The 18,937-nt window shown below is 68.7% G+C and carries 18 protein-coding genes; 10 read left to right on the top strand and 8 right to left on the bottom strand.

Features of this window, described 5'->3' with window-relative positions:
* Positions 1–8 precede the first annotated feature (8 nt).
* The gene (locus ACQ7HM_RS08735; RefSeq protein WP_434215876.1) at positions 9–488 is read left to right on the top strand and encodes a carboxymuconolactone decarboxylase family protein; all 480 of its coding nucleotides are present in this window, start codon (positions 9–11) and stop codon (positions 486–488) included.
* Between the two features lie 51 nt (positions 489–539).
* Here ACQ7HM_RS08735 and trhA read toward each other — a convergent pair whose 3' ends face one another.
* Positions 540–1,295: a PAQR family membrane homeostasis protein TrhA gene (gene trhA, locus ACQ7HM_RS08730; protein ID WP_434215875.1), complete on the bottom strand. Its 756-nt coding sequence runs from the start codon at positions 1,293–1,295 to the stop codon at positions 540–542.
* Positions 1,296–1,482: 187 nt separating this feature from the next.
* Between trhA and ACQ7HM_RS08725 the strand changes: the two genes are divergently transcribed.
* Complete coding sequence (locus tag ACQ7HM_RS08725) at positions 1,483–2,232, top strand: isoprenyl transferase (RefSeq protein ID WP_434216388.1); 750 nt, start codon at positions 1,483–1,485, stop codon at positions 2,230–2,232.
* Between the two features lie 28 nt (positions 2,233–2,260).
* Here ACQ7HM_RS08725 and coaA read toward each other — a convergent pair whose 3' ends face one another.
* Positions 2,261–3,193, bottom strand: coding sequence for a type I pantothenate kinase (gene coaA, locus ACQ7HM_RS08720; RefSeq protein ID WP_434215874.1), 933 nt, complete (start codon positions 3,191–3,193; stop codon positions 2,261–2,263).
* 172 nt (positions 3,194–3,365) lie between these two features.
* Here coaA and ACQ7HM_RS08715 point away from each other — a divergent pair, with 172 nt between their 5' ends.
* From ACQ7HM_RS08715 to ACQ7HM_RS08705, 3 genes are read left to right on the top strand one after another with little or no spacing between them, the layout of a single operon-like run.
* Positions 3,366–4,592, top strand: a complete 1,227-nt coding sequence (locus ACQ7HM_RS08715) for a DUF885 domain-containing protein (protein ID WP_434215873.1) — start codon at positions 3,366–3,368, stop codon at positions 4,590–4,592.
* A gap of 9 nt (positions 4,593–4,601) precedes the next feature.
* Positions 4,602–5,912, top strand: a complete 1,311-nt coding sequence (glyA, locus tag ACQ7HM_RS08710; protein ID WP_434215872.1) for a serine hydroxymethyltransferase — start codon at positions 4,602–4,604, stop codon at positions 5,910–5,912.
* Positions 5,913–5,962: 50 nt separating this feature from the next.
* On the top strand, positions 5,963–6,826 hold the full coding sequence (locus tag ACQ7HM_RS08705; RefSeq protein WP_434215871.1) for an acyl-ACP desaturase: 864 nt from the start codon (positions 5,963–5,965) through the stop codon (positions 6,824–6,826).
* A 27-nt stretch (positions 6,827–6,853) separates the two neighbouring features.
* Here ACQ7HM_RS08705 and ACQ7HM_RS08700 read toward each other — a convergent pair whose 3' ends face one another.
* Positions 6,854–8,494 (bottom strand): alkaline phosphatase D family protein, encoded by a 1,641-nt coding sequence (locus ACQ7HM_RS08700; RefSeq protein ID WP_434215870.1) that lies wholly within the window; start codon positions 8,492–8,494, stop codon positions 6,854–6,856.
* A gap of 346 nt (positions 8,495–8,840) precedes the next feature.
* On the opposite strand from ACQ7HM_RS08700, the gene ACQ7HM_RS08695 reads away from it, so the two are divergent.
* The 3 genes from ACQ7HM_RS08695 (at position 8,841) to ACQ7HM_RS08685 (ending at position 12,149) form a co-directional block, all read left to right on the top strand.
* Positions 8,841–10,139 carry a PhoH family protein gene (locus ACQ7HM_RS08695; protein WP_434215869.1) on the top strand — a complete coding sequence of 433 codons (1,299 nt, stop codon included), beginning with the start codon at positions 8,841–8,843 and terminating at the stop codon, positions 10,137–10,139.
* A 212-nt stretch (positions 10,140–10,351) separates the two neighbouring features.
* Positions 10,352–11,032 carry a L,D-transpeptidase family protein gene (locus ACQ7HM_RS08690; RefSeq protein ID WP_434215868.1) on the top strand — a complete coding sequence of 227 codons (681 nt, stop codon included), beginning with the start codon at positions 10,352–10,354 and terminating at the stop codon, positions 11,030–11,032.
* A gap of 76 nt (positions 11,033–11,108) precedes the next feature.
* The gene (locus tag ACQ7HM_RS08685; RefSeq protein WP_434215867.1) at positions 11,109–12,149 is read left to right on the top strand and encodes a hypothetical protein; all 1,041 of its coding nucleotides are present in this window, start codon (positions 11,109–11,111) and stop codon (positions 12,147–12,149) included.
* Between the two features lie 75 nt (positions 12,150–12,224).
* On the opposite strand, the gene ACQ7HM_RS08680 is transcribed toward ACQ7HM_RS08685, so the two are convergent.
* Together ACQ7HM_RS08680 and glpX are read right to left on the bottom strand one after the other, a co-directional pair.
* Positions 12,225–13,631, bottom strand: a complete 1,407-nt coding sequence (locus ACQ7HM_RS08680; protein WP_434215866.1) for a class II fumarate hydratase — start codon at positions 13,629–13,631, stop codon at positions 12,225–12,227.
* Between the two features lie 63 nt (positions 13,632–13,694).
* The gene (gene glpX, locus ACQ7HM_RS08675) at positions 13,695–14,708 is read right to left on the bottom strand and encodes a class II fructose-bisphosphatase (protein ID WP_434215865.1); all 1,014 of its coding nucleotides are present in this window, start codon (positions 14,706–14,708) and stop codon (positions 13,695–13,697) included.
* A 68-nt stretch (positions 14,709–14,776) separates the two neighbouring features.
* Between glpX and ACQ7HM_RS08670 the strand changes: the two genes are divergently transcribed.
* Positions 14,777–15,361 carry a DUF4245 domain-containing protein gene (locus ACQ7HM_RS08670; RefSeq protein WP_434215864.1) on the top strand — a complete coding sequence of 195 codons (585 nt, stop codon included), beginning with the start codon at positions 14,777–14,779 and terminating at the stop codon, positions 15,359–15,361.
* Positions 15,362–15,380: 19 nt separating this feature from the next.
* Here ACQ7HM_RS08670 and ACQ7HM_RS08665 read toward each other — a convergent pair whose 3' ends face one another.
* Genes ACQ7HM_RS08665 through ACQ7HM_RS08655 form a run of 3 tightly spaced genes read right to left on the bottom strand, consistent with a single transcriptional unit; the run spans position 15,381 to position 17,804 of the window.
* Positions 15,381–15,671, bottom strand: coding sequence for an exodeoxyribonuclease VII small subunit (locus ACQ7HM_RS08665; protein WP_434215863.1), 291 nt, complete (start codon positions 15,669–15,671; stop codon positions 15,381–15,383).
* 2 nt (positions 15,672–15,673) lie between these two features.
* Positions 15,674–16,936, bottom strand: coding sequence for an exodeoxyribonuclease VII large subunit (gene xseA, locus ACQ7HM_RS08660; RefSeq protein ID WP_434215862.1), 1,263 nt, complete (start codon positions 16,934–16,936; stop codon positions 15,674–15,676).
* A gap of 49 nt (positions 16,937–16,985) precedes the next feature.
* On the bottom strand, positions 16,986–17,804 hold the full coding sequence (locus ACQ7HM_RS08655; RefSeq protein WP_434215861.1) for a lipid droplet-associated protein: 819 nt from the start codon (positions 17,802–17,804) through the stop codon (positions 16,986–16,988).
* Positions 17,805–17,964: 160 nt separating this feature from the next.
* Here ACQ7HM_RS08655 and ACQ7HM_RS08650 point away from each other — a divergent pair, with 160 nt between their 5' ends.
* Positions 17,965–18,930, top strand: a complete 966-nt coding sequence (locus ACQ7HM_RS08650; protein ID WP_434215860.1) for a 4-hydroxy-3-methylbut-2-enyl diphosphate reductase — start codon at positions 17,965–17,967, stop codon at positions 18,928–18,930.
* Positions 18,931–18,937 lie beyond the last annotated feature (7 nt).

Here is an 18,937-nt window from a genome sequence, read left to right as displayed (position 1 = left end):
TCGCTCACATGACCACCACGACACATCCCGTACCCGCGCAGCGACTGACCGTCCCTTCGAACAACCCGGGGGTCTACAAGGCCCTCGTCGCGCTGCAGATGGCCGCGGCGGCCGATGTCGACGCGGAACTGGCCGAGCTGATCAAGATCCGAGCCTCGCAGATCAACGGCTGCGCATACTGCCTCCACATGCATGTCCGCGACGCGACGGCGATGGGCATGTCCGACCTGAAGCTGCACATGGTCGCCGTGTGGCGCGAGGCGCCCGCGTTCTTCTCCGACAGGGAACAGGCAGTGCTCGAGTTCACCGAGGCCGTCACCCGCCTCGGCGACCACGGCGTGTCCGACGCCGTCCACGACCGTGTCGCAGAGCATTTCGACGAGTACGGCATCGGTCAACTCCTCGCGACCGTGATCATGATCAACGCGTGGAACCGGATCGCCGTGACCAGCCGTTACCCGGCAGGCGCCGACGAACGCCGGCGCTGACGGACCGCCGATGACGTGCTCGCGGCATCGGACGGCCGAGGCTGTGCGAGCTCAGCCGACGGTGAACACCACGAGCCACACGGCGATGTAGTGCACGAGCGCGGCGATGACGGTCGCGGCGTGGAAGAACTCGTGGTGGCCGAAGGTCGACGGCCACGGGTCGGGCCACCGGATCGCATAGAGGACGGCGCCGACGCTGTAGAAGAAACCCCCGACCGCGAGCAGGACGACCACCGCGACCCCGGTGCGGTCGAGCAGCTGGGGGAGTACGGCGACGATGGTCCACCCCAGCAGCAGATAGAGCGGCACCCCGACCCACCGTGGTGCACGCGGCCACAGCATCTTCAGCGTCACGCCGGCCGCGGCGCCCGACCACACGACGGCCAGCACGATCCATTTCGTCGGCGACGGCAGGCCGAGCACACAGAACGGGGTGTAACTGCCTGCGATGAAGATGAAGATCATCGAGTGGTCGGCGCGCTTCATCCAGATGCGGGCACGCGCGGTCGACCAGTTCACGCGGTGGTAGGTGGCGCTCACGCCGAAGACACCGCACACGGTGAGTGCATAGAGACCGCACGCCGCGGCGGCGACCGGTCCGACCAGCGCCCACGACACCGAGACGAGCGTCGCGCCGGTCACGATGGCGACGAACCCCGAGTAGAGGTGGATCCATCCCCGCATCCGCGGGCGCAGGTCGGCGAGCACCGTCAACTCGGCCATGTCGCGTGCGTGCACACTCGTCGGGTCGTGTCCGGGGACGCGTCCGGCCGGGGGTCGATCAGTCGAGAACTGCTCGGTCACCATGCGTGCCGCCTTCCGTCGGGGTGATCGTACGACGTGGAACCTACGGTAGCGTAGGTTGTCGTCCTCGTGGTTCCGGTGACACCCAGAAAGGGCGAGTAGTCTTCCCTTCCGTGAAGGCGACCCGTGTTGACCCCGACGCCGTGGGTCCGCTGTCGTGAGGTTGATCCCGTCCGGTGCCCGCGGACCGATGTATCGGATCTACGAGAGCCGCCTCGTCCAGCTGATGGACACCGAGCGGCTGCCCCGCCACATCGCGATCATCTGCGACGGCAACCGGCGGTGGGCTCGCGAGGCGGGCTTCGAGGACGTCAGCCACGGTCATCGGATGGGCGCCCAGAAGATCGCGGAGATGCTCCGCTGGTGCTCGGAGCTGTCCATCGAGACCGTCACCATCTACCTGCTCTCGACGGAGAACCTCCAGCGTGCCTCCGACGAGCTCGAGGCGTTGATGGAGATCGTGCCCGACATCGTCGAGGAGATCGCCACCCCCGACGAGCAGTGGCGCGTCCGGATCGTGGGCACCCTCGACCAACTGCCCGAGCAGGTGGCCCGCCGTTTGAAGACCGCGCAGGAACGCACCATCGACCGCACCGGCATGCACGTCAACGTCGCCGTCGGGTACGGCGGCCGTCAGGAGATCGTCGACGCGGTCCGCTCCCTGCTCGCCGATCGGGTCGACGCCGGCGCCGGTGTGGACGACCTGGTGGAGGCGGTCAGCGTCGAGGCGATCGACGCGCACCTCTACACAAAGGGGCAGGCCGATCCCGATCTCGTGATCCGGACCTCCGGCGAGCAACGTCTCTCGGGATTCCTGCTGTGGCAGAGCGCATACTCCGAGATCTGGTTCACCGACGCCTACTGGCCCGAGTTCCGACGCGTGGACTTCCTTCGCGCACTGCGTGATTACGCCGCACGCAGTCGCCGCTTCGGCCGCTGACCGCGGCACGCGACGGATCGACCCGCGATCAGATCTTCCGCAACCGGACGCGGTTGATCGAGTGGTCGGCGTCCTTGCGCAGCACCAGCGTCGCGCGTGGACGTGACGGCAGGATGTTCTGGACGAGGTTCGGCAGGTTGATGCCGTGCCAGAGGTCGTGCGCGGCCTGGGTCGCCGCGGCGTCGGAGAGCGACGAGTAGGCGTGGAAGTGGGAGTTCGGATCGGCGAACGCGGTCGACCGCATCGCGAGGAAACGGTGCACGTACCAGTCCTCGATGTCCTCGATGCGGGCGTCGACGTAGACCGAGAAGTCGAACAGGTCCGACACCATCAGCCGCTGCCCGGTCTGCAGCACGTTGAGCCCCTCGAGGATGAGGATGTCGGGCTGGCGCACGTGGTGTCGCTCGCCGCGCACGATGTCGTAGGTGAGGTGGGAGTACACCGGTGCGGCGGCGTCGGCGGCACCGGATTTGACCTCGGTGACGAAGCGCAGCAGCGCGCGCCGATCGTAGGATTCGGGAAATCCCTTGCGGTGCATGATGCCCCGGCGTTCGAGCTCCTTGGTGGGGTAGAGGAAGCCGTCGGTGGTCACGAGGTCGACGCGAGGGTGGGAGTCCCAGCGCGACAACAGCGCCTGCAGCACGCGGGCCGTGGTCGACTTGCCCACGGCCACACTACCTGCGACACCGATGACGAACGGGACCTGACGCTCGGGCTGGCTCTCGCCGAGGAAGGTCGAGGTCGCGGCGAACAGTCGCTGCCGTGCGGCGACCTGGAGATGGATCAGTCGCGACAGGGGCAGGTAGACGTCGGCGACCTCGGAGAGGTCGATCTGCTCACCGAGACCCCGGTGACCACGCAGCTCCTCCTCGTTCATCGCCAGCGGCACCGACTGACGCAGCTGCCGCCACTGGGCGCGGTCCAGCTCGATGTACGGGCTGGGTTCGGTCACGCGGGACACGCCACCCCTGACCGCCGGACCCACATCCCCCATCGCGCCGAGGTCGGCGATGTCGCCCGGCGAAGGGGCGTGGAGGGGAGTCGCTCGATCCCGAGTGCGCGCGGCATGGTGTCAAGTGTCGCGAACGTGACGACGAACCGACACCCCGGGGTGGCCCGGTAGCGTCACGCGCATGGATGACGCAGGCGATTCCGAGGCCCTGATCACCGACTACCTCCGGGTCGGGCTGGCGTTCGACCGGCTCGAGGAGGGCTTCGTCGACGCCTACACCGGTGACCCACGGTTGCGGGCGGAGTCGCACCGCGATGCCGCCCCCGACCCCGCACAGTTGGCACGTCGGGTGCGGGGTCTGCGGGCCGACCTCGCGACCTCGGATCTCCCCGCCGCCCGGCGTGAGTTCGTCGCGGCGCATCTGCGGGCGATGGAGTGTTCGGCGCGACGGTTCGCCGGTGAGGAGATCGGGTTCGTCGAGGAGGTGTCGCAGTACTTCGACGTCGACATCGCGATGGGCGACCCCGACACCTATCGGGCGGCCCACGCGGCGCTCGACGAGGTGGTGGCCGGACGCGGCGACCTCGCCGAGCGTTACGCCGAGCACCGCTCCGCCGACGAGATCCCCGCCGACCGGCTCGACGACTGCGTGTCGGCGTTCAGTTCGGCTCTGCGAGAACGGGTCCGGGTCGATCACCCGTTGCCCGACTCCGAGGTCGTCGAGTTCGAGGTGGTCGGCGACAAGCCGTGGTCGGGTTTCAACTACTACCTCGGCGACTACCGGTCGAGGGTCGCCATCAACTCCGACCTCACCCAGCACATGGCGTCACTGCCGCACCTCATCGCCCACGAGGCCTACCCGGGACACCACACCGAGCACTGCCGCAAGGAGCAGCTCCTCGTCGGGTCGGGTCAGCGTGAGCAGACCATCTTCCTGGTCAACACCCCGCAGTGCCTCATGGCCGAGGGGCTCGCGGACCATGCACTCACCGCGACCGTCGGACCCGACTGGGGACTGTGGGCGCAGGAGATCTACGCCGACCTCGGACTGCGGTTCGACGGTGAACGGGCGCAGCGCATCGCCTCGGCGACCGGTGGACTCCTCGGCGTCCGACAGGATGCGGCACTGCTGCTGCACGACCGCGGTCGCGACAGCGACACCGTCGCGGAGTACCTGCAGACGTGGCTGCTCGCCTCGCCGGCACGGGCGCGTCAGATGCTGCGTTTTCTCTCGTCGCCGCTGTGGCGGGCCTACATCAGCACCTATGTCGAGGGTTACCGACTGCTCGCGCAGTGGCTCGACGACGGACCGGGTGCGACATCGGTCTCGGCACGGTCGGCCCGGTTCGGCCGTCTGCTCGACGAGCCGCTGACCCCGGCGGCCCTGCGGACCGAATTGGCGCAATAGACTGGGCCCATGACCGCCCACGATGTGACCTCCGCGTCCCTGGCCGAACTCGACCCCGACGTCGCCGCGGCGATGAACGGTGAGCTCAGTCGGCAACGCGACACGCTCGAGATGATCGCGTCGGAGAATTTCGTGCCGCGTGCGGTGCTGCAGGCCCAGGGCAGTGTCCTGACCAACAAATACGCCGAGGGATATCCGGGGCGTCGCTACTACGGCGGCTGCGAGTACGTCGACGTCGTCGAGGACATCGCCCGCGACCGCGCGAAGACGCTGTTCGGCGCCGAGTTCGCCAACGTCCAGCCGCACTCGGGTGCCTCGGCCAACGCCGCGGTGCTCATGGCGCTGATGGAGCCCGGCGAGAAGCTCCTCGGTCTCGACCTCGCCCACGGCGGCCACCTCACCCACGGGATGCGCCTGAACTTCTCGGGCAAGCTCTACGACATCTCGACCTACGGCGTGAGCAAGGAGGACTTCCGCATCGACATGGACGAGGTCCGGTCGATCGCGGTGGAGAACAAGCCCAAGGTCATCGTCGCCGGCTGGTCGGCCTACCCGCGGACCCTCGACTTCGAGGCGTTCCGGTCGATCGCCGACGAGGTCGGCGCGCTGCTGTGGGTCGACATGGCGCACTTCGCCGGACTCGTCGCCGCCGGTGTGCACCCGTCGCCTGTGCCCTACGCCGACGTGGTGTCGACCACCGTCCACAAGACCCTCGGCGGACCGCGCTCGGGTCTGATCCTGGCCAAGAAGGAATGGGCGAAGAAGCTCAACTCCGCGGTGTTCCCCGGCCAGCAGGGCGGTCCGCTCATGCACGCGGTCGCGGCCAAGGCCGTCACCTTCAAGATCGCCGCCACCGAGGAGTTCGCCGAGCGTCAGCGCCGCACCCTCGAGGGCGCACGCATCCTCGCCGACCGACTCACGGGCACCGATGTCGCGGGCGCGGGGGTGTCGGTGCTCACCGGCGGCACCGACGTCCACCTCGTGCTCGCCGATCTGCGCAACAGCGAACTCGACGGCCAGCAGGCCGAGGACCTCCTGCACCAGGTCGGGATCACCGTCAACCGCAACGCCGTGCCGTTCGACCCCCGTCCGCCGATGGTGACGTCGGGACTGCGCATCGGCACCCCGGCCCTCGCGACCCGCGGGTTCGGCACCGAGCAGTTCACCGAGGTCGCCGACATCATCGGCACCGCGCTCGCAGCGGGCACCGACGCCGACGTCACCGCGTTGCGCAGCCGGGTGTCGCAGCTGGCCCTGGACTTCCCGCTGTACGACGGACTCGAGGACTGGGGGATGCTCAGCACCCCCGCGCGCGTCTAGAGGACGGGGTTCGTTTCCCTCCCGCACGAGCAGTCACTATCCTGACCAGCGTGACTTCAATCGCCGACGACGAACTGATCATGGTCCTCGAGAAGGCGCTGCCTGAGATCGCCGAGGAACACGAGAACAACGCGATCACGTGGAACCCGCACGATCTCGTCCCGTGGGACGAGGGCCGCAACTTCTCGTTCCTCGGCGGCGACGACTGGGAGCCGGGCGAGTCGACGATGTCCGACGAGGTCCGTGCGGCGGTGCTCGCGCTGCTCATGACCAAGGAGAACCTGCCGTCGTTCCACCGGGTGCTGGGGATCCACTTCCCGCCCTTCTCGGAGTGGCGTGCGCTGGTCGGTCGGTGGACAGCCGAGGACAACCGGCACTCCATCGCGCTGCGTGACCACCTCGTGGTGACCCGACAGATCGATCCCGAGCGCGTCGAGGCGCTGCGCCTGTCGCACGTCACGCAGGGTTACCAGCAGAACCCCGAGTCGCGCGCGATGTCGCCGGCCTATGTCCTCGCCACGATGGCCGTCCACGAGAACCAGAGTGTCGCGTTCGCGAACCGTCTGGCCGAGAAGGTCGAGAGCGAGAGCCTCGCCGGGATCCTGCGCAACGTGGCCAAGGACGACGAGGTGCAGGCGTCGACGTTCGCCGCGTTCCTCAACGCGACCCTCAACGCCCAGCCCGACGCCACCGTCACAGCGGTCGCCAAGGCCCTCGACAACGCCGTCCCGATCGGTGCCGACATCTCGGGCTTCGAGGCCGAGCAGGCGCTGCTCGCCGACTACGGCGACGAGTCGGTCCTCGTGGGTGTGGCGAAGACCCTCGTCGAGCAGCTCGGACTGCGGTCGCTCGACGGACTCTCCGACGAGGCCGAGGCGGCCCGCCAGAAGCTCCTCGCCCGCGCGGACAGCTGAGCAGGCAGGCGCCGTCGGATCCTCCGACTAGGTCGAGACATCGGCGCGCGCCCGGCCGTCGGGGATGGTCACCGTCGCCCGGCGATGCAGCGGGGTCCGCGGATCGGCGATCGACTCGGCGACCCGGAACTCCGCCTCCCACCGCGTCCGCGTGAGCCGGTTCAGGACATAGCCTCGCTGGGCGTTGCCGAACCGCACATGCGGTGACGCGGCCTTGAGCGACTTGTCGGAGGCGTCGCTGTCGGCGCCGTCCTTACCTGACGCGATCGACGTTCCCGCCAGTTCGATTCCCACGGTGGGGGATTCGCGCGTGTAGGTCGAACGCAGGTCGGAGACGACGTTGCGGTGGATGTCGCCGACGATCGACACGAGGTTGCCGACGCCCCGCTGTCGTGCCCCGTCGAGGATCCGGGCCCGCGAGGCCTCGTAGCCACTCCAGCCGTCCATGCTCACCACGCGACGTCCGTCGACCTGCCGTGCGAGGTCGGCGATGGTGGTCTGGTGGGAGAGCACGTTCCATCGGCGTCCGCTGTTCGCGAGACCGTCGAGGATCCACTTCTCCTGCCGCGCACCGGTGATGGTGCGGCGTGGGTCGGCGGTCTGTGCGTCCTGCGGGGAGTCGTTGTCGCCGTTGACCTGATCGCTGCGGTACTGCCGGGTGTCGAGGACGTTGAACCTCGCGAGATCGCCGAAGTCGAAACGTCGGTAGGCCTGCACATCGGCGCCGCGGGGTCGCTGAGCGGCGCGCACCGGCGTGTTCTCCCACCAGGCCTTCATCGCGCCGGCACGGCGGAGGAGGAACTCGGGGATCGGTGCGTTGTCCTCCGAGATCGGACCCGCCCAGTTGTTCTCCACCTCGTGGTCATCGAAGACCGTGATGAACGGACTGGCCCGATGTGCTTGCTGCAGTTGGGGATCGAGCTTGTACAGCGCGTACCGGTCGCGGTAGTCGTCGAGCGACATCATCTCTCGGGCGCACGATTCGGGCAGCGCCACCGAGGTGCGGCGTCCGCTGCCGACGATGCCCTTCTCGTACACGTAGTCGCCGAGGTGGAAGACGACGTCGGGTGCCGCGGAGGCCATGTCGGCGAACGCGTTGAAGTACCCGTCGCCCCACGACTGGCAAGAAGCCCACGCGAACGTCAGTGCCGCCAGCGGTGATCCGGACGCAGGAGCGGTACGGGTGCGGCCGACGTCGGAGACGTGACCGTCGGCGCGGAACCGGTAGAAGTAGTCGCGGGCGGGGGCCAGGCCGCGGACATCGACGTGCACGCTGTGCCCGTCGGCCGCCGTCGCCAGTGCCACGCCGCGTCGCACGACCGACCGCATGGCCTCGTCGCCGGCGAGTTCCCATTCCACGAGCACCGGCCGCGCGCCCATCCCGCCGCCGCGAGCCACGGGATCGGCGGCGAGTCGTGTCCACAGCACCACGCCGTCGGGGAGTGGGTCGCCCGACGCCACGCCCAGGGTGAACAGGTGGTCGCCGCGTGCGGGGGACAGGCCGATGGGTGCGGCGTCGGCGACGAGTCCGGGCGTGAAGGCCAGTGCGCCGGCGACACCGGTCCAGGTGAGGAAGCGACGTCGCGACAATCCGGCGTGCAGGGTCTTGTCGGCGCCGACGCTGATGTTCGAGGCGTCGCGCCTCGATGTGGACAGACGGTTGCTCATGCGTACAACCCGACCAGGCTGCGCTGGACCGGGCGCGACCTGCACGCGACGCGTCGATGACCTGTTCGTGAAGATCGCCTCCCGCGTTCTGCGTGGTGTGAACGCGGGCCGAACGGCGACCCGTGGCGCGTTACGCGTTGTTCACGAACACGCGGTCTCGCCTGCCGCGAAACTCGGCCGCGCCGGGCGTACGTTCAGCAGTGACGGACCGCGGGGAAGTGGTTCGTCCGGGAGGTTCTATTCGTGGTTTGGTCACACACCGCGAGGGGACCGGCCCCGGTCCCTGTACCGGCCCGGTCCTGTCGAAACTGCTTGCGCGGGAGCCGTGCCGGCCGAGGAGCCCTTCGTGACCACACGCACCTATGTCCTTGACACCTCTGTGCTGCTGTCCGACCCGTGGGCGGTGACGCGATTCGCCGAGCATCGCGTCGTCCTTCCGTTGGTGGTGATCAGCGAGCTGGAGGGCAAACGTCATCACCACGAGCTGGGATGGTTTGCGCGCGAGGCATTGCGGATGCTCGACGATCTCCGTCTGGAGCACGGCAGGCTCGATCTGCCGGTCCCGATCGGTGACGACGACGGCACCGTGCAGGTCGAGCTCAATCACACCGATCCGGCCGTGCTGCCCGCCGGGTTCCGCACCGACTCCAACGATTCACGCATCCTGGCCTGCGCCCTGAACCTGCGCGCCGAGGGCAAGGACGTGGTGCTGGTCTCCAAGGACACCCCGCTGCGGGTGAAGGCCGGCGCCGTCGGTCTGGCCGCCGACGAGTACCACGCGCAGGACGTGGTGGTCTCGGGATGGTCGGGGATGGCCGAGGTGGAGGTCGACTCGAGTGACATCGACAGGCTCTTCGCCGAAGGTGTCACCGACATCGACGCCGCGCGGGAGATGCCGTGCCACACCGGTGTTCGGCTCCTCGGCGGGTCGTCGAGTGCACTGGGTCGGGTGAACGCCGACAAGCAGGTGCAGCTCGTCCGCGGCGAGCGCGAGGCGTTCGGACTGCGGGGACGTTCGGCCGAACAGCGCGTCGCCCTCGATCTGCTGCTCGACGAGAGCGTGGGCATCGTGTCGCTCGGCGGGAAGGCGGGCACCGGCAAGTCGGCGCTCGCGCTGTGTGCGGGACTCGAGGCGGTGCTCGAGCGACGCACCCACCGCAAGGTCGTCGTCTTCCGTCCGCTGTACGCCGTCGGCGGTCAGCAGCTGGGCTACCTGCCCGGCAGCGAGGCCGACAAGATGGGCCCGTGGGCGCAGGCGGTGTTCGACACCCTCGAGGGGTTGGCCTCGACCGAGGTCATCGAGGAGGTCCTCAGCCGCGGGATGCTCGAGGTGCTGCCGCTGACCCACATCCGTGGCCGGTCGCTGCACGACTCGTTCGTCATCGTCGACGAGGCGCAGTCGCTGGAACGTAACGTCCTGCTGACGGTGTTGTCGCGCTTGGGATCCGGCTCGCGGGTGGTGTTGACCCACGACGTCGCCCAGCGCGACAATCTCCGGGTCGGCCGTCACGACGGTGTCGCCGCGGTGATCGAGAAGCTCAAGGGGCATCCGCTCTTCGCGCACATCACCCTCACCCGCTCCGAGCGGTCGCCCATTGCGGCGCTCGTCACCGAGATGCTGGAGGAATTCGCGCCGGGAGCGTAGCGAGCGGGCGAAGATGTGACAGTCGCGCCGGGAGCCTGAGCGCCGGGAGCGCAGCGAGCGGGCTCGCGTGAGTTAGCGAGCGAGAGATCCAGCTCACACGCCGATCGGTGACCGTATATCTGCTGTGTTGTGACCGTGCGGATATCGATTACCGGTCGGCGTGCTCGCATACTTCTCTGGTGTCTGAGTTACGTATGTGGTCAATGTTGCGCATGAGGTCCGCCCTCACCGCGCTGTCCCTGACGGTTCTCGTGGTCGCCGGCGGCGCCCTGGGAGCCGCGTCCGCCTCTGCCGACCCCGTGGTCGCCGGTCCCGTCGATTTCCCGTCCACCACCCAGATGGTGACCGTGACGGTGGCCAAGCGATCGGACACCACCGGGACGTTGACCGCCTACGACAAGGTCGACGGTGTGTGGCGCCCGGTCATCGGTCCGGTGAAGGCGTTCGTGGGGTCGATGGGTATCGGTGTCCCCAAGGACGACGTGCCGCGCACCCCCGAGGGCACCTTCGCCTTCGATCAGGCCTTCGGCCGCCAGGCGAACCCGGGCACGAAGATGCCGTATTTCCAGGCCGACACCCAGGACTGGTGGGACGAGTTCCCCTCGTCGCCGACCTACAACACCCACGTCCGACAGGTCGCCAGCCCCGGCGGCGACAGCGAGAACCTCTACACCAGCGGCCCGGTGTACGACTACGCGGTGAACATCGCCCACAACCCGCAGCGTCGTCCCGGCTATGCGTCGGGGATCTTCCTGCACGTCACCGACGGCAATCCCACGCAGGGTTGTGTCGCGATCGACCGGGCGTCCATGGTCTCGGTCCTCAAGTGGCTCGACCCCGCTCGCGACCCGGTGATCGACATCGGCGTCGTCGGTGCAGCGCAGACGACATAGAGGACATAGCCGGTCATGCGGTCGAACGACTGTTCTCGATGCGCGGAATGTGCCCGACCGATGCAAGAATGACCGCATGCAACGGTCTTCTTTGCGGGTCTTCATCGTCGGTGTGGTCTCCGCAATCGCTCTAGCGCTCTTCTCGGTGCCGTCGGCCTCGGCCGCTCCGCTGGTCCCGGCGGCCGGCTACGGCTTCACCGAGGGTGCGCTGATCACCACGTTGTCCCAGCAGGACATCGATCGCGAGATGAACACCGTCGCGCAGACCAACGCCAGTTGGTTCCGGGTTCTCATCGACCGCAGCACCATCGAGAAGAGTCCCGGTGTCTACGACTGGTCGGGCACCGACCGCGTCATGAACGCCGCCCGCTCGCGCGGGCTGCGGGTCATCGGTCTCATCGCCTTCACCCCGTTCTTCCAGGGCGGCGGCATCCTGCGCACCGCGCCGCCGGCGCGCGCCACCGACTTCTCCGACTTCGTGGGCAAGGCCGTGCAGCGCTACCGCGGCAGCTCCAACACCTGGGAGATCTGGAACGAGCCGAACCTGCCGGCCTTCTTCGGTCTCGTGCCGAACAAGCCGCAGCGGTACACCCAACTCCTGCGCGCGAGCTACCCGGTGATCAAGCGGATCCAGCCGCAGTCGACCGTGATCGCCGCGGGTCTGAGTCGCATCTCCGGCACCGACTCGCCGCCGCAGTTCATCGCCGACATGTACAAGGCCGGGGCACGTCCGTTCTTCGACGCGGCCGCCCTGCATCCGTATGTGTTCCCGAACGGGATCGCCAACGCTCCGGACAACGCCATCTCCGATGTGGCCCGGGTGCGCGCCATCATGGTCGCCAACGGCGATGCGGGGAAGAAGATCTGGTTCACCGAGATCGGCGCCCCCAGCAACGGACCGGGCCGAGGTGGCAACACCCCCGAGCAGCAGCGCGACCAGATCCGCGACCTGTTGGCCTTCATCGCACGTCTGCCCTACGCGGGACCGGCGATCATCTACAGCATCCGTGACTTCTCCAGTGACCCGCGCACGCTCGGCGATCGGGAGACCCGCTTCGGTGCTCTGCTGACCCAGGACTACAAGCTGAAGCCGACGTACTTCCTGCTCAAGAAGTAGTCACCCGCGACCGAAACAGCCTCCCGCGACCATCAGGATGGTCGCGGGAGGCTGTTTCGGTCGCGCCTGGTGTTGTTACCGCTCGTGGTCGAGATTGGCCATCTTCAGCACGTCGAGGCGCGCGTCGAGTTCGGCCTCGGAGAGCTTCTCGCCGATGAGTCCGCGATCGATCACGGTCTGCCGGATGGTCTTTCCCTCCTTGAGGGCCTGCTTCGCGACGGCGGCCGCCTCCTCGTAGCCGATCGCCGAGTTGAGCGGCGTCACGATCGACGGCGAGCTCTCGGCGAGGGTCTTGAGGTGGTCGGTGTCGGCCTCGAGGCCGCTGATGCAGCGATCGGCGAACAGGCGGGACACGTTGGCCAGCAACTTCAGTGACTCGAGCACGTTGCGCGCCATCATCGGGATGTAGACGTTGAGCTCGAACGCGCCGTTGCCACCACCCCAGGTGACGGCGGCGTCGTTGCCGATGACCTGCGCGGCGACCTGTGTGACCGCCTCGGGCAGAACGGGATTGACCTTGCCGGGCATGATCGAGCTGCCGGGCTGGAGATCGGGGAGACGGATCTCGCCGAGGCCGGTGAGCGGACCCGACCCCATCCAGCGGACGTCGTTGGCGATCTTCGTCAGCGACACCGCGACGGTCTTGAGGACACCGGACAGCTCGACGAGACCGTCACGGGCGGCCTGGGCCTCGAAGTTGTCCCTGGCGAGGCTGAGGTGCTCGACCCCGGTGCGCGACACCAGGTCTGCGACGACCTTGGTGCCGAACCCCTCGGGTGCGTTCAGGCCGGTGCCGACGGCGGTGCCGCCGATGGGCAGCTCCCCGACGCGGACCAGCGAGGCCTCGACCCGCTCGATGCCGGCCTCGATCTGGCGGGCGTAGCCGCCGAACTCCTGACCGAGGGTGACCGGCACGGCGTCCATGAGGTGGGTGCGGCCGGACTTCACGACCTCACGCCACTCCGACGCCTTGCCCGCGAGGGCCTCGTGCAGGTGCGCCAGGGCCGGGATCAGGTCCGTCGCAGCGGCTTCGGTGGCCGCGACGTGCGTGGCGGTGGGGAAGGTGTCGTTCGACGACTGCGACATGTTGACGTGGTCGTTGGGGTGGACCTCGACGCCGGCCGCCTTGGCGATCGAGGCGATGACCTCGTTGGCGTTCATGTTCGAGCTGGTGCCCGAACCGGTCTGGAACACGTCGATGGGGAACTGGTCGTCGTGGGCACCGTCGGCGATCTCGGTGGCCGCGGCGATGATGGCGTCGGCCTTGTCCGCGTCGAGGAGTCCGAGGTCTTTGTTGACCTGCGCGCACGCCGCCTTCAGCAGGCCCATCGCGCGGATCTGGGTGCGCTCGAGCGGGCGGTGCGAGATCGGGAAGTTCTCGACGGCACGCTGGGTCTGGGCTCGCCACAGAGCGGCCGCGGGAACGCGTACCTCGCCCATCGTGTCGTGTTCGATGCGGTATTCGGTGGCGTCGTTGCTCATGTTGGGTACCCTAACGGGCCGCCGCGGTCGCCGCCGCGACAGCCCTGGTCGCCGCGGGAGCGGTCAGTCGCCGGGGCCGAGGTCGACCGAGGCGAACTCGCGCAGCTTCGCCAACTGGTGCACGCCCTCGATGTGGCGGATGGTGCCCGACTTCGAGCGCATGACCAGCGACCGCGTGGTCGCGCCGTTGCGGCGGTACGTGACCCCGCGCAGCATGTCGCCGTTGGTGACGCCGGTGGCACAGAAGAACATGTTCTCACCGCTGACCAGGTCGTCGGTCTTGAGAACCCGACCGAGATCGTGTCCGGCGTCGATCGCCTTCTGCCGCTCGGCGTCGTCGCGCGGCCACAGCCGGGCCTGGATCTCGCCGCCCATGCACTTCATCGACACCGCGGTGATGATGCCCTCGGGTGTGCCGCCGATGCCCATGAGCATGTCGACCGAGCTGTACTCGCCGGCCGCGGCGATGGCGCCGGCGACGTCGCCGTCGGAGATGAGCCGCACCTTGGCGCCGGCGGCGCGGATCTCGCCGATGAGGTCGGCGTGGCGGGGACGGTCGAGGACGACGACGGTCACGTCACCGACCTCGATGCCCTTCGCGTCGGCGACGGCACGCACGTTCCACTCGACGGGCTTGGTGATGTCGATCGATCCGGCGGCCTCGGGGCCGACGGCGATCTTCTCCATGTAGAACACCGCCGACGGGTCGAACATGGTGCCGCGCTCGGACACCGCGATCACGGCGATCGAGTTGGGGCGGCCCTCGGCCATCAGGGTGGTGCCGTCGATCGGGTCGACGGCGACATCGACCTCGGGGCCCGCGCCGTTGCCGACCTCCTCGCCGTTGTAGAGCATCGGCGCCTCGTCCTTCTCGCCCTCACCGATGACCACGACGCCGCGCATCGAGACCGTCGAGAGAAGCTCACGCATCGCGTCGACCGCGGCCTTGTCGCCGCCGTTCTTGTCGCCGCGACCCACCCACCGGCCTGCGGCCAGCGCCGCGGCCTCGGTCACGCGCACCAGCTCCATCGCCAGGTTGCGATCCGGGGCCTGCGGGGTACGGGTGGGGGTGGACATCTACGGCCTCCTGGGGTCGTCTGGTGTGGTGGGGTAATCCTGTCACGAGCGGGGTGGATACTGGTCTCGTGGCTGCCAAACCCCGGATCCTCACCGATCACAAGGACATGATCTGGTCGCTGATACCGCTCATAGCGATCTGCGCGATCATCGCGGTCGTCTCCGGCAACTGCTCGGTGGGTCTCACCGGGGGCGCGAGCGACGACAAGACGCCCGCCTACGACGTGCGCGCCGGACTCACGGCGAACGCCGCGTCGCTGCCGTTCCCGGTGCGTCTGCCCGAGACCCCGCAGGGATGGAAGCCGAACACCGGCAGCACCGCGGGCATCGACTCGACCTCGGTGAGCAACACCGGCTACATCACCACCGACGGCGCGTACATGCAGCTCAGCCAGACCAATGCCCCCGAGGACTCGCTGGTGGGCTACCTGTCGCCCGGCCAGGCCCTGGGCCGCGGGACCATCGTGGTCGGCGAGAGGCAGTGGGTGCAGTACCGCACCGACAACGACCGGTCGATCTGGGTCGCGAACCTGGGCGACGTCCGTATCGGGCTCTACAGCAAGGGCGGCGACGGCGACTTCACGACGATGGCCATGGCCGTGCTGGCCGCACCGGTCATCCCGCGCACCGCGCTGCCCGTCCCGACGGGCTGATCACCTCCGCGGGCGGCGGTCAGTCGTCGAGCTCGTCGTCGTCGGTGAGGTCGCCGTCGGCGGTGTCGGCATCCACGTCGCCCAGCGCGGTCTCGATCCGCTCACGCGCGCCTTCGAGATGTTCCTCACATCGCCGCGCCAACGCCTCGCCGCGCTCCCAGAGGGTCAGCGACGCATCGAGATCGAGGCCACCCTGCTCCAGGGTTCGCACGACACCGATCAGCTCGTCGCGCGCCTGTTCGTAGCCCAGTGACTCGATCGACTCCTCGGCGTCGTCCTCGGTCGCGGCGTCGGGCTTGCGGGTGGCCATGATCAGCGGTCCTCACGTCGGGTTATGGGTTTCTCGGCGGCCTGCATGACCGCGGCGCGCATCGCGCCGTCGGCCACGCGGACCCGGATCTGCGACCCGATGGGCATGTCGTCGACCGAACCGACCACGTGTGGCGGTTCGTCGCCCGAGATGCGTTGCACCACGGCGTAACCGCGGGCGAGGGTCTGCGCGGGGCCCAGTGTCGCCACCCTCGACGAGAGGTTCTCGATGCGTTGTTCCTCGTAGCCCACGAAGCGCGCGACCTCGCGCCGCAGCTCGCCCCGGGCCCGGTCGATGCCGGCCACGCGTTCGTCGATCATGCGCAGCGGGTCGGCGAGCACCGGGCGTGCGCGCAGACCCGCGAGTCCGTGTTGTTCACGCGACACCCAGTTCCGCAGCGCCCCGGCACATCTCGCGCGCAGCTCGTCCAGCAGGGCGAGCTCGGCGGCGACGTCGGGCACCACACGTTTGGCGGCGTCGGTCGGGGTGGCGGCACGCAGATCGGCCACCAGATCGAGCAGCGGGTGGTCGGGCTCGTGACCGATCGCCGAGACGATCGGTGTGCGCGCCTGCGACACCGCGCGGCACAGGGCCTCGTCGGAGAACGGCAGCAGATCCTCCACCGAGCCGCCGCCGCGGGCGATGACGATGACCGACACCGACGGGTCGGCGTCGAGGTCGGAGAGCGCCTTGAGGATCGCGGGCACGGCGGTCGGTCCCTGGACGGGGGTGTTGCGCACCATCATCCGCACCGATGGCCAGCGGCCCTGCGCGACGCTCACCACGTCGCGTTCGGCCGCGCTCGCGCGACCGGTGATGACCCCGACGCCGTGCGGCAGGAAGGGGAGGGGTCGTTTGAGTCGGTCGTCGAACAGTCCCTCGGCGGCGAGGAGGCGCCGCAGGCGCTCGATGCGGGCGAGGAGTTCCCCGATGCCGACGGGCCGGATCTCGGTGACCCGCAACGAGATCGTCGCCCGGCCGGCGTAGAAGCTGGGCCGTCCGGCCATGATGACGCGGGCACCCTCGGTCAGCGGCACCTCGCAGCGGTCGATCACCGTCGGCGAACACGTGATGGTCAACGAGATGTCCGCCGACGGGTCGCGCAGCTGCAGGAAGGCCGTTTTCGTCCCCGGACGTCGACTGATCTGGGTGATCTGGCCCTCCACCCACACCTGTCCGAGGCGGTGGATCCAGTCACCGATCTTGGCGTTGAGGGTCCGCACCGGCCACGGCGTCTCCGGCGTGGACTTGCCCGGCGCGGTCACCGTGTGCGGGAGCAGGTTCGGGGAGCGGTGGGGGCGGTGTCCACGCGGCTCACTTCGCCGATGCGGCGGTGATCCGGTTGTCGAGCATCGTCTGGAACGGGGCGCGACCGCGATGGCCACGCTCGTAGTCGGCGAGGGCGCGCAGGTCGTCGAGATCGACCGACCGGATCTTCGCGCGCAGCTGGGCCAGGGTGAGGGCGTCGTAGTCGAGGAACTCGACGATCTCGGGGGCGTCGGCGGCCGGGGCGGCGGGCGAGGACTCGACATCGGACTGCAGGACGGTCTCGGGCGCCGAGCTGTACAGGGCGAAACGGCCCTTGCCGGTAGCCGAGTCGTCGTCGGATGCGGGGGCGGCGGGGGCCTTCTTGGCAGGGGTCTTCTTCGCGGCCGGGGCCTTCTTCGCCGGAGCCTTCGCGGCCACCTTCTTCGCGGGAACCTTCTTCGCCGGGGCCTTCTTCACCGGCGGGGTGGGCTCGACGGTCTCAGCCTGGTGTTCGGGCATGTCGGCCGGGGTGACGGTCGCGGCACCCGGTGCCGCCGAGATCGGGGTGACGGTCGCGCCGGCGTCGGCGGACGAGTCATCGGAACCGCGGTGGTCGTCGGACTCCTCGTCGCCGTCATCGACGGGGGATCGGTCGGCACGTGACGGCGCCGGGTCCATGAACGCGTCGTCGTCGTCGAAGGTCGCCCACTCGGGCTTCTCCTCGGCGCGGTGGAAGAGGGTGTCGAAGACCTCGTCGCCCTTGATCGCGAGTTCGGCGATGTTCTGCTGCATCCGCATCGCCGCCTGCACCGTGGAACTCACCGCGGTCATGGGCAACGTGACCGCGGTGGTGGGAAGCTTTTTGGTCTCCTCGATCGCGGTCACTATCAGACCGGTGACCACTCGAGCCGCAAACGGTGGGCGAAACATGGCTCAACTCTGCCTCATCACCGCGGCGGTGACCACTGATGGGGTGGTCGACGTGCCGCGGGCGTGGGCTCCGCCGAAACCCCGGCGCTCAGGCGAGGGCCGTAGGCTGGGCGGTATGACCACCACTGCCGAGCCCGTCAAGAGGGTGCTGTTGGCCGAGCCGCGCGGTTACTGCGCCGGCGTGGACCGCGCCATCGAGACCGTCGAGAAGGCCCTCGAGAAGCACGGTGCGCCCGTGTACGTCCGCAAGGAGATCGTCCACAACCGTCACGTGGTCGAGACCCTGACCGAGAAGGGTGTCGTCTTCGTCGACGAGACCGACGAGGTGCCCGAGGGTCAGCTCGTCGTGTTCTCCGCCCACGGTGTGTCACCCGCGGTCCACGAGACCGCGGCCTCGCGCAACCTGCGCACCATCGACGCGACCTGCCCGCTGGTGACGAAGGTGCACCAGGAGGCCAAGCGTTTCGCACGCGACGACTTCGACATCCTGCTCATCGGTCACGAGGGCCACGAGGAGGTCGAGGGCACCGCCGGAGAGGCCCCCGAACACATCCAGCTCGTCGACGGACCCGAGAGCGTCGACGGCGTCACCGTCCGTGACGAGTCGAAGGTGATCTGGCTGTCGCAGACCACGCTGTCGGTCGACGAGACCATGGAGACGGTGTCGAAGCTGCGTGAACGGTTCCCGCTCCTGCAGGATCCGCCGAGCGACGACATCTGCTACGCCACCCAGAACCGCCAGGTCGCGGTGAAGGCGATGGCGCCGCACTGCGATCTGCTGATCGTCGTCGGATCGACGAACTCCTCGAACTCGGTGCGACTCGTCGAGGTCGCGCTCCAGGCCGGCGCCCGGGCCTCCTACCTCGTGGACTACGCCCGTGACATCGACACCAGCTGGTTCGACGGTGCTCAGACGGTCGGTGTCACCTCCGGCGCCTCGGTGCCCGAGGTGTTGGTGCGCGGTGTCGTCGACCTTCTCGCCGAGCACGGCTACGGGTCGGTCGAGACGGTGACCACCGCCAACGAGACGCTCACCTTCGCCCTGCCGCGCGAACTGCGACCGGCCCGCAACGCGGGCTGAGGACCAC

The sequence above is a fragment of the Williamsia sp. MIQD14 genome, from assembly GCF_051025635.1.
Lineage (GTDB): Bacteria > Actinomycetota > Actinomycetes > Mycobacteriales > Mycobacteriaceae > Williamsia_A.
The sequence above is the reverse complement of the archived record's forward strand: the minus strand, read 5'-3'. Positions and strand labels throughout refer to the sequence as shown.

Bases quoted from the DNA above. Each gene is read 5' to 3' on its own strand.
- ACQ7HM_RS08700 (WP_434215870.1), bottom strand. From the start codon at position 8,494: ATGAGCAACCGTCTGTCCACATCGAGGCGCGACGCCTCGAACATCAGC.
- ACQ7HM_RS08650 (WP_434215860.1), top strand. From the start codon at position 17,965: ATGACCACCACTGCCGAGCCCGTCAAGAGGGTGCTGTTGGCCGAGCCG.
- glpX (WP_434215865.1), bottom strand. From the start codon at position 14,708: ATGTCCACCCCCACCCGTACCCCGCAGGCCCCGGATCGCAACCTGGCG.
- ACQ7HM_RS08685 (WP_434215867.1), top strand. From the start codon at position 11,109: ATGCAACGGTCTTCTTTGCGGGTCTTCATCGTCGGTGTGGTCTCCGCA.
- ACQ7HM_RS08715 (WP_434215873.1), top strand. From the start codon at position 3,366: ATGGATGACGCAGGCGATTCCGAGGCCCTGATCACCGACTACCTCCGG.
- ACQ7HM_RS08725 (WP_434216388.1), top strand. From the start codon at position 1,483: ATGTATCGGATCTACGAGAGCCGCCTCGTCCAGCTGATGGACACCGAG.
- ACQ7HM_RS08680 (WP_434215866.1), bottom strand. From the start codon at position 13,631: ATGAGCAACGACGCCACCGAATACCGCATCGAACACGACACGATGGGC.
- ACQ7HM_RS08665 (WP_434215863.1), bottom strand. From the start codon at position 15,671: ATGGCCACCCGCAAGCCCGACGCCGCGACCGAGGACGACGCCGAGGAG.
- glyA (WP_434215872.1), top strand. From the start codon at position 4,602: ATGACCGCCCACGATGTGACCTCCGCGTCCCTGGCCGAACTCGACCCC.
- ACQ7HM_RS08735 (WP_434215876.1), top strand. From the start codon at position 9: ATGACCACCACGACACATCCCGTACCCGCGCAGCGACTGACCGTCCCT.
- ACQ7HM_RS08690 (WP_434215868.1), top strand. From the start codon at position 10,352: ATGAGGTCCGCCCTCACCGCGCTGTCCCTGACGGTTCTCGTGGTCGCC.
- trhA (WP_434215875.1), bottom strand. From the start codon at position 1,295: ATGGTGACCGAGCAGTTCTCGACTGATCGACCCCCGGCCGGACGCGTC.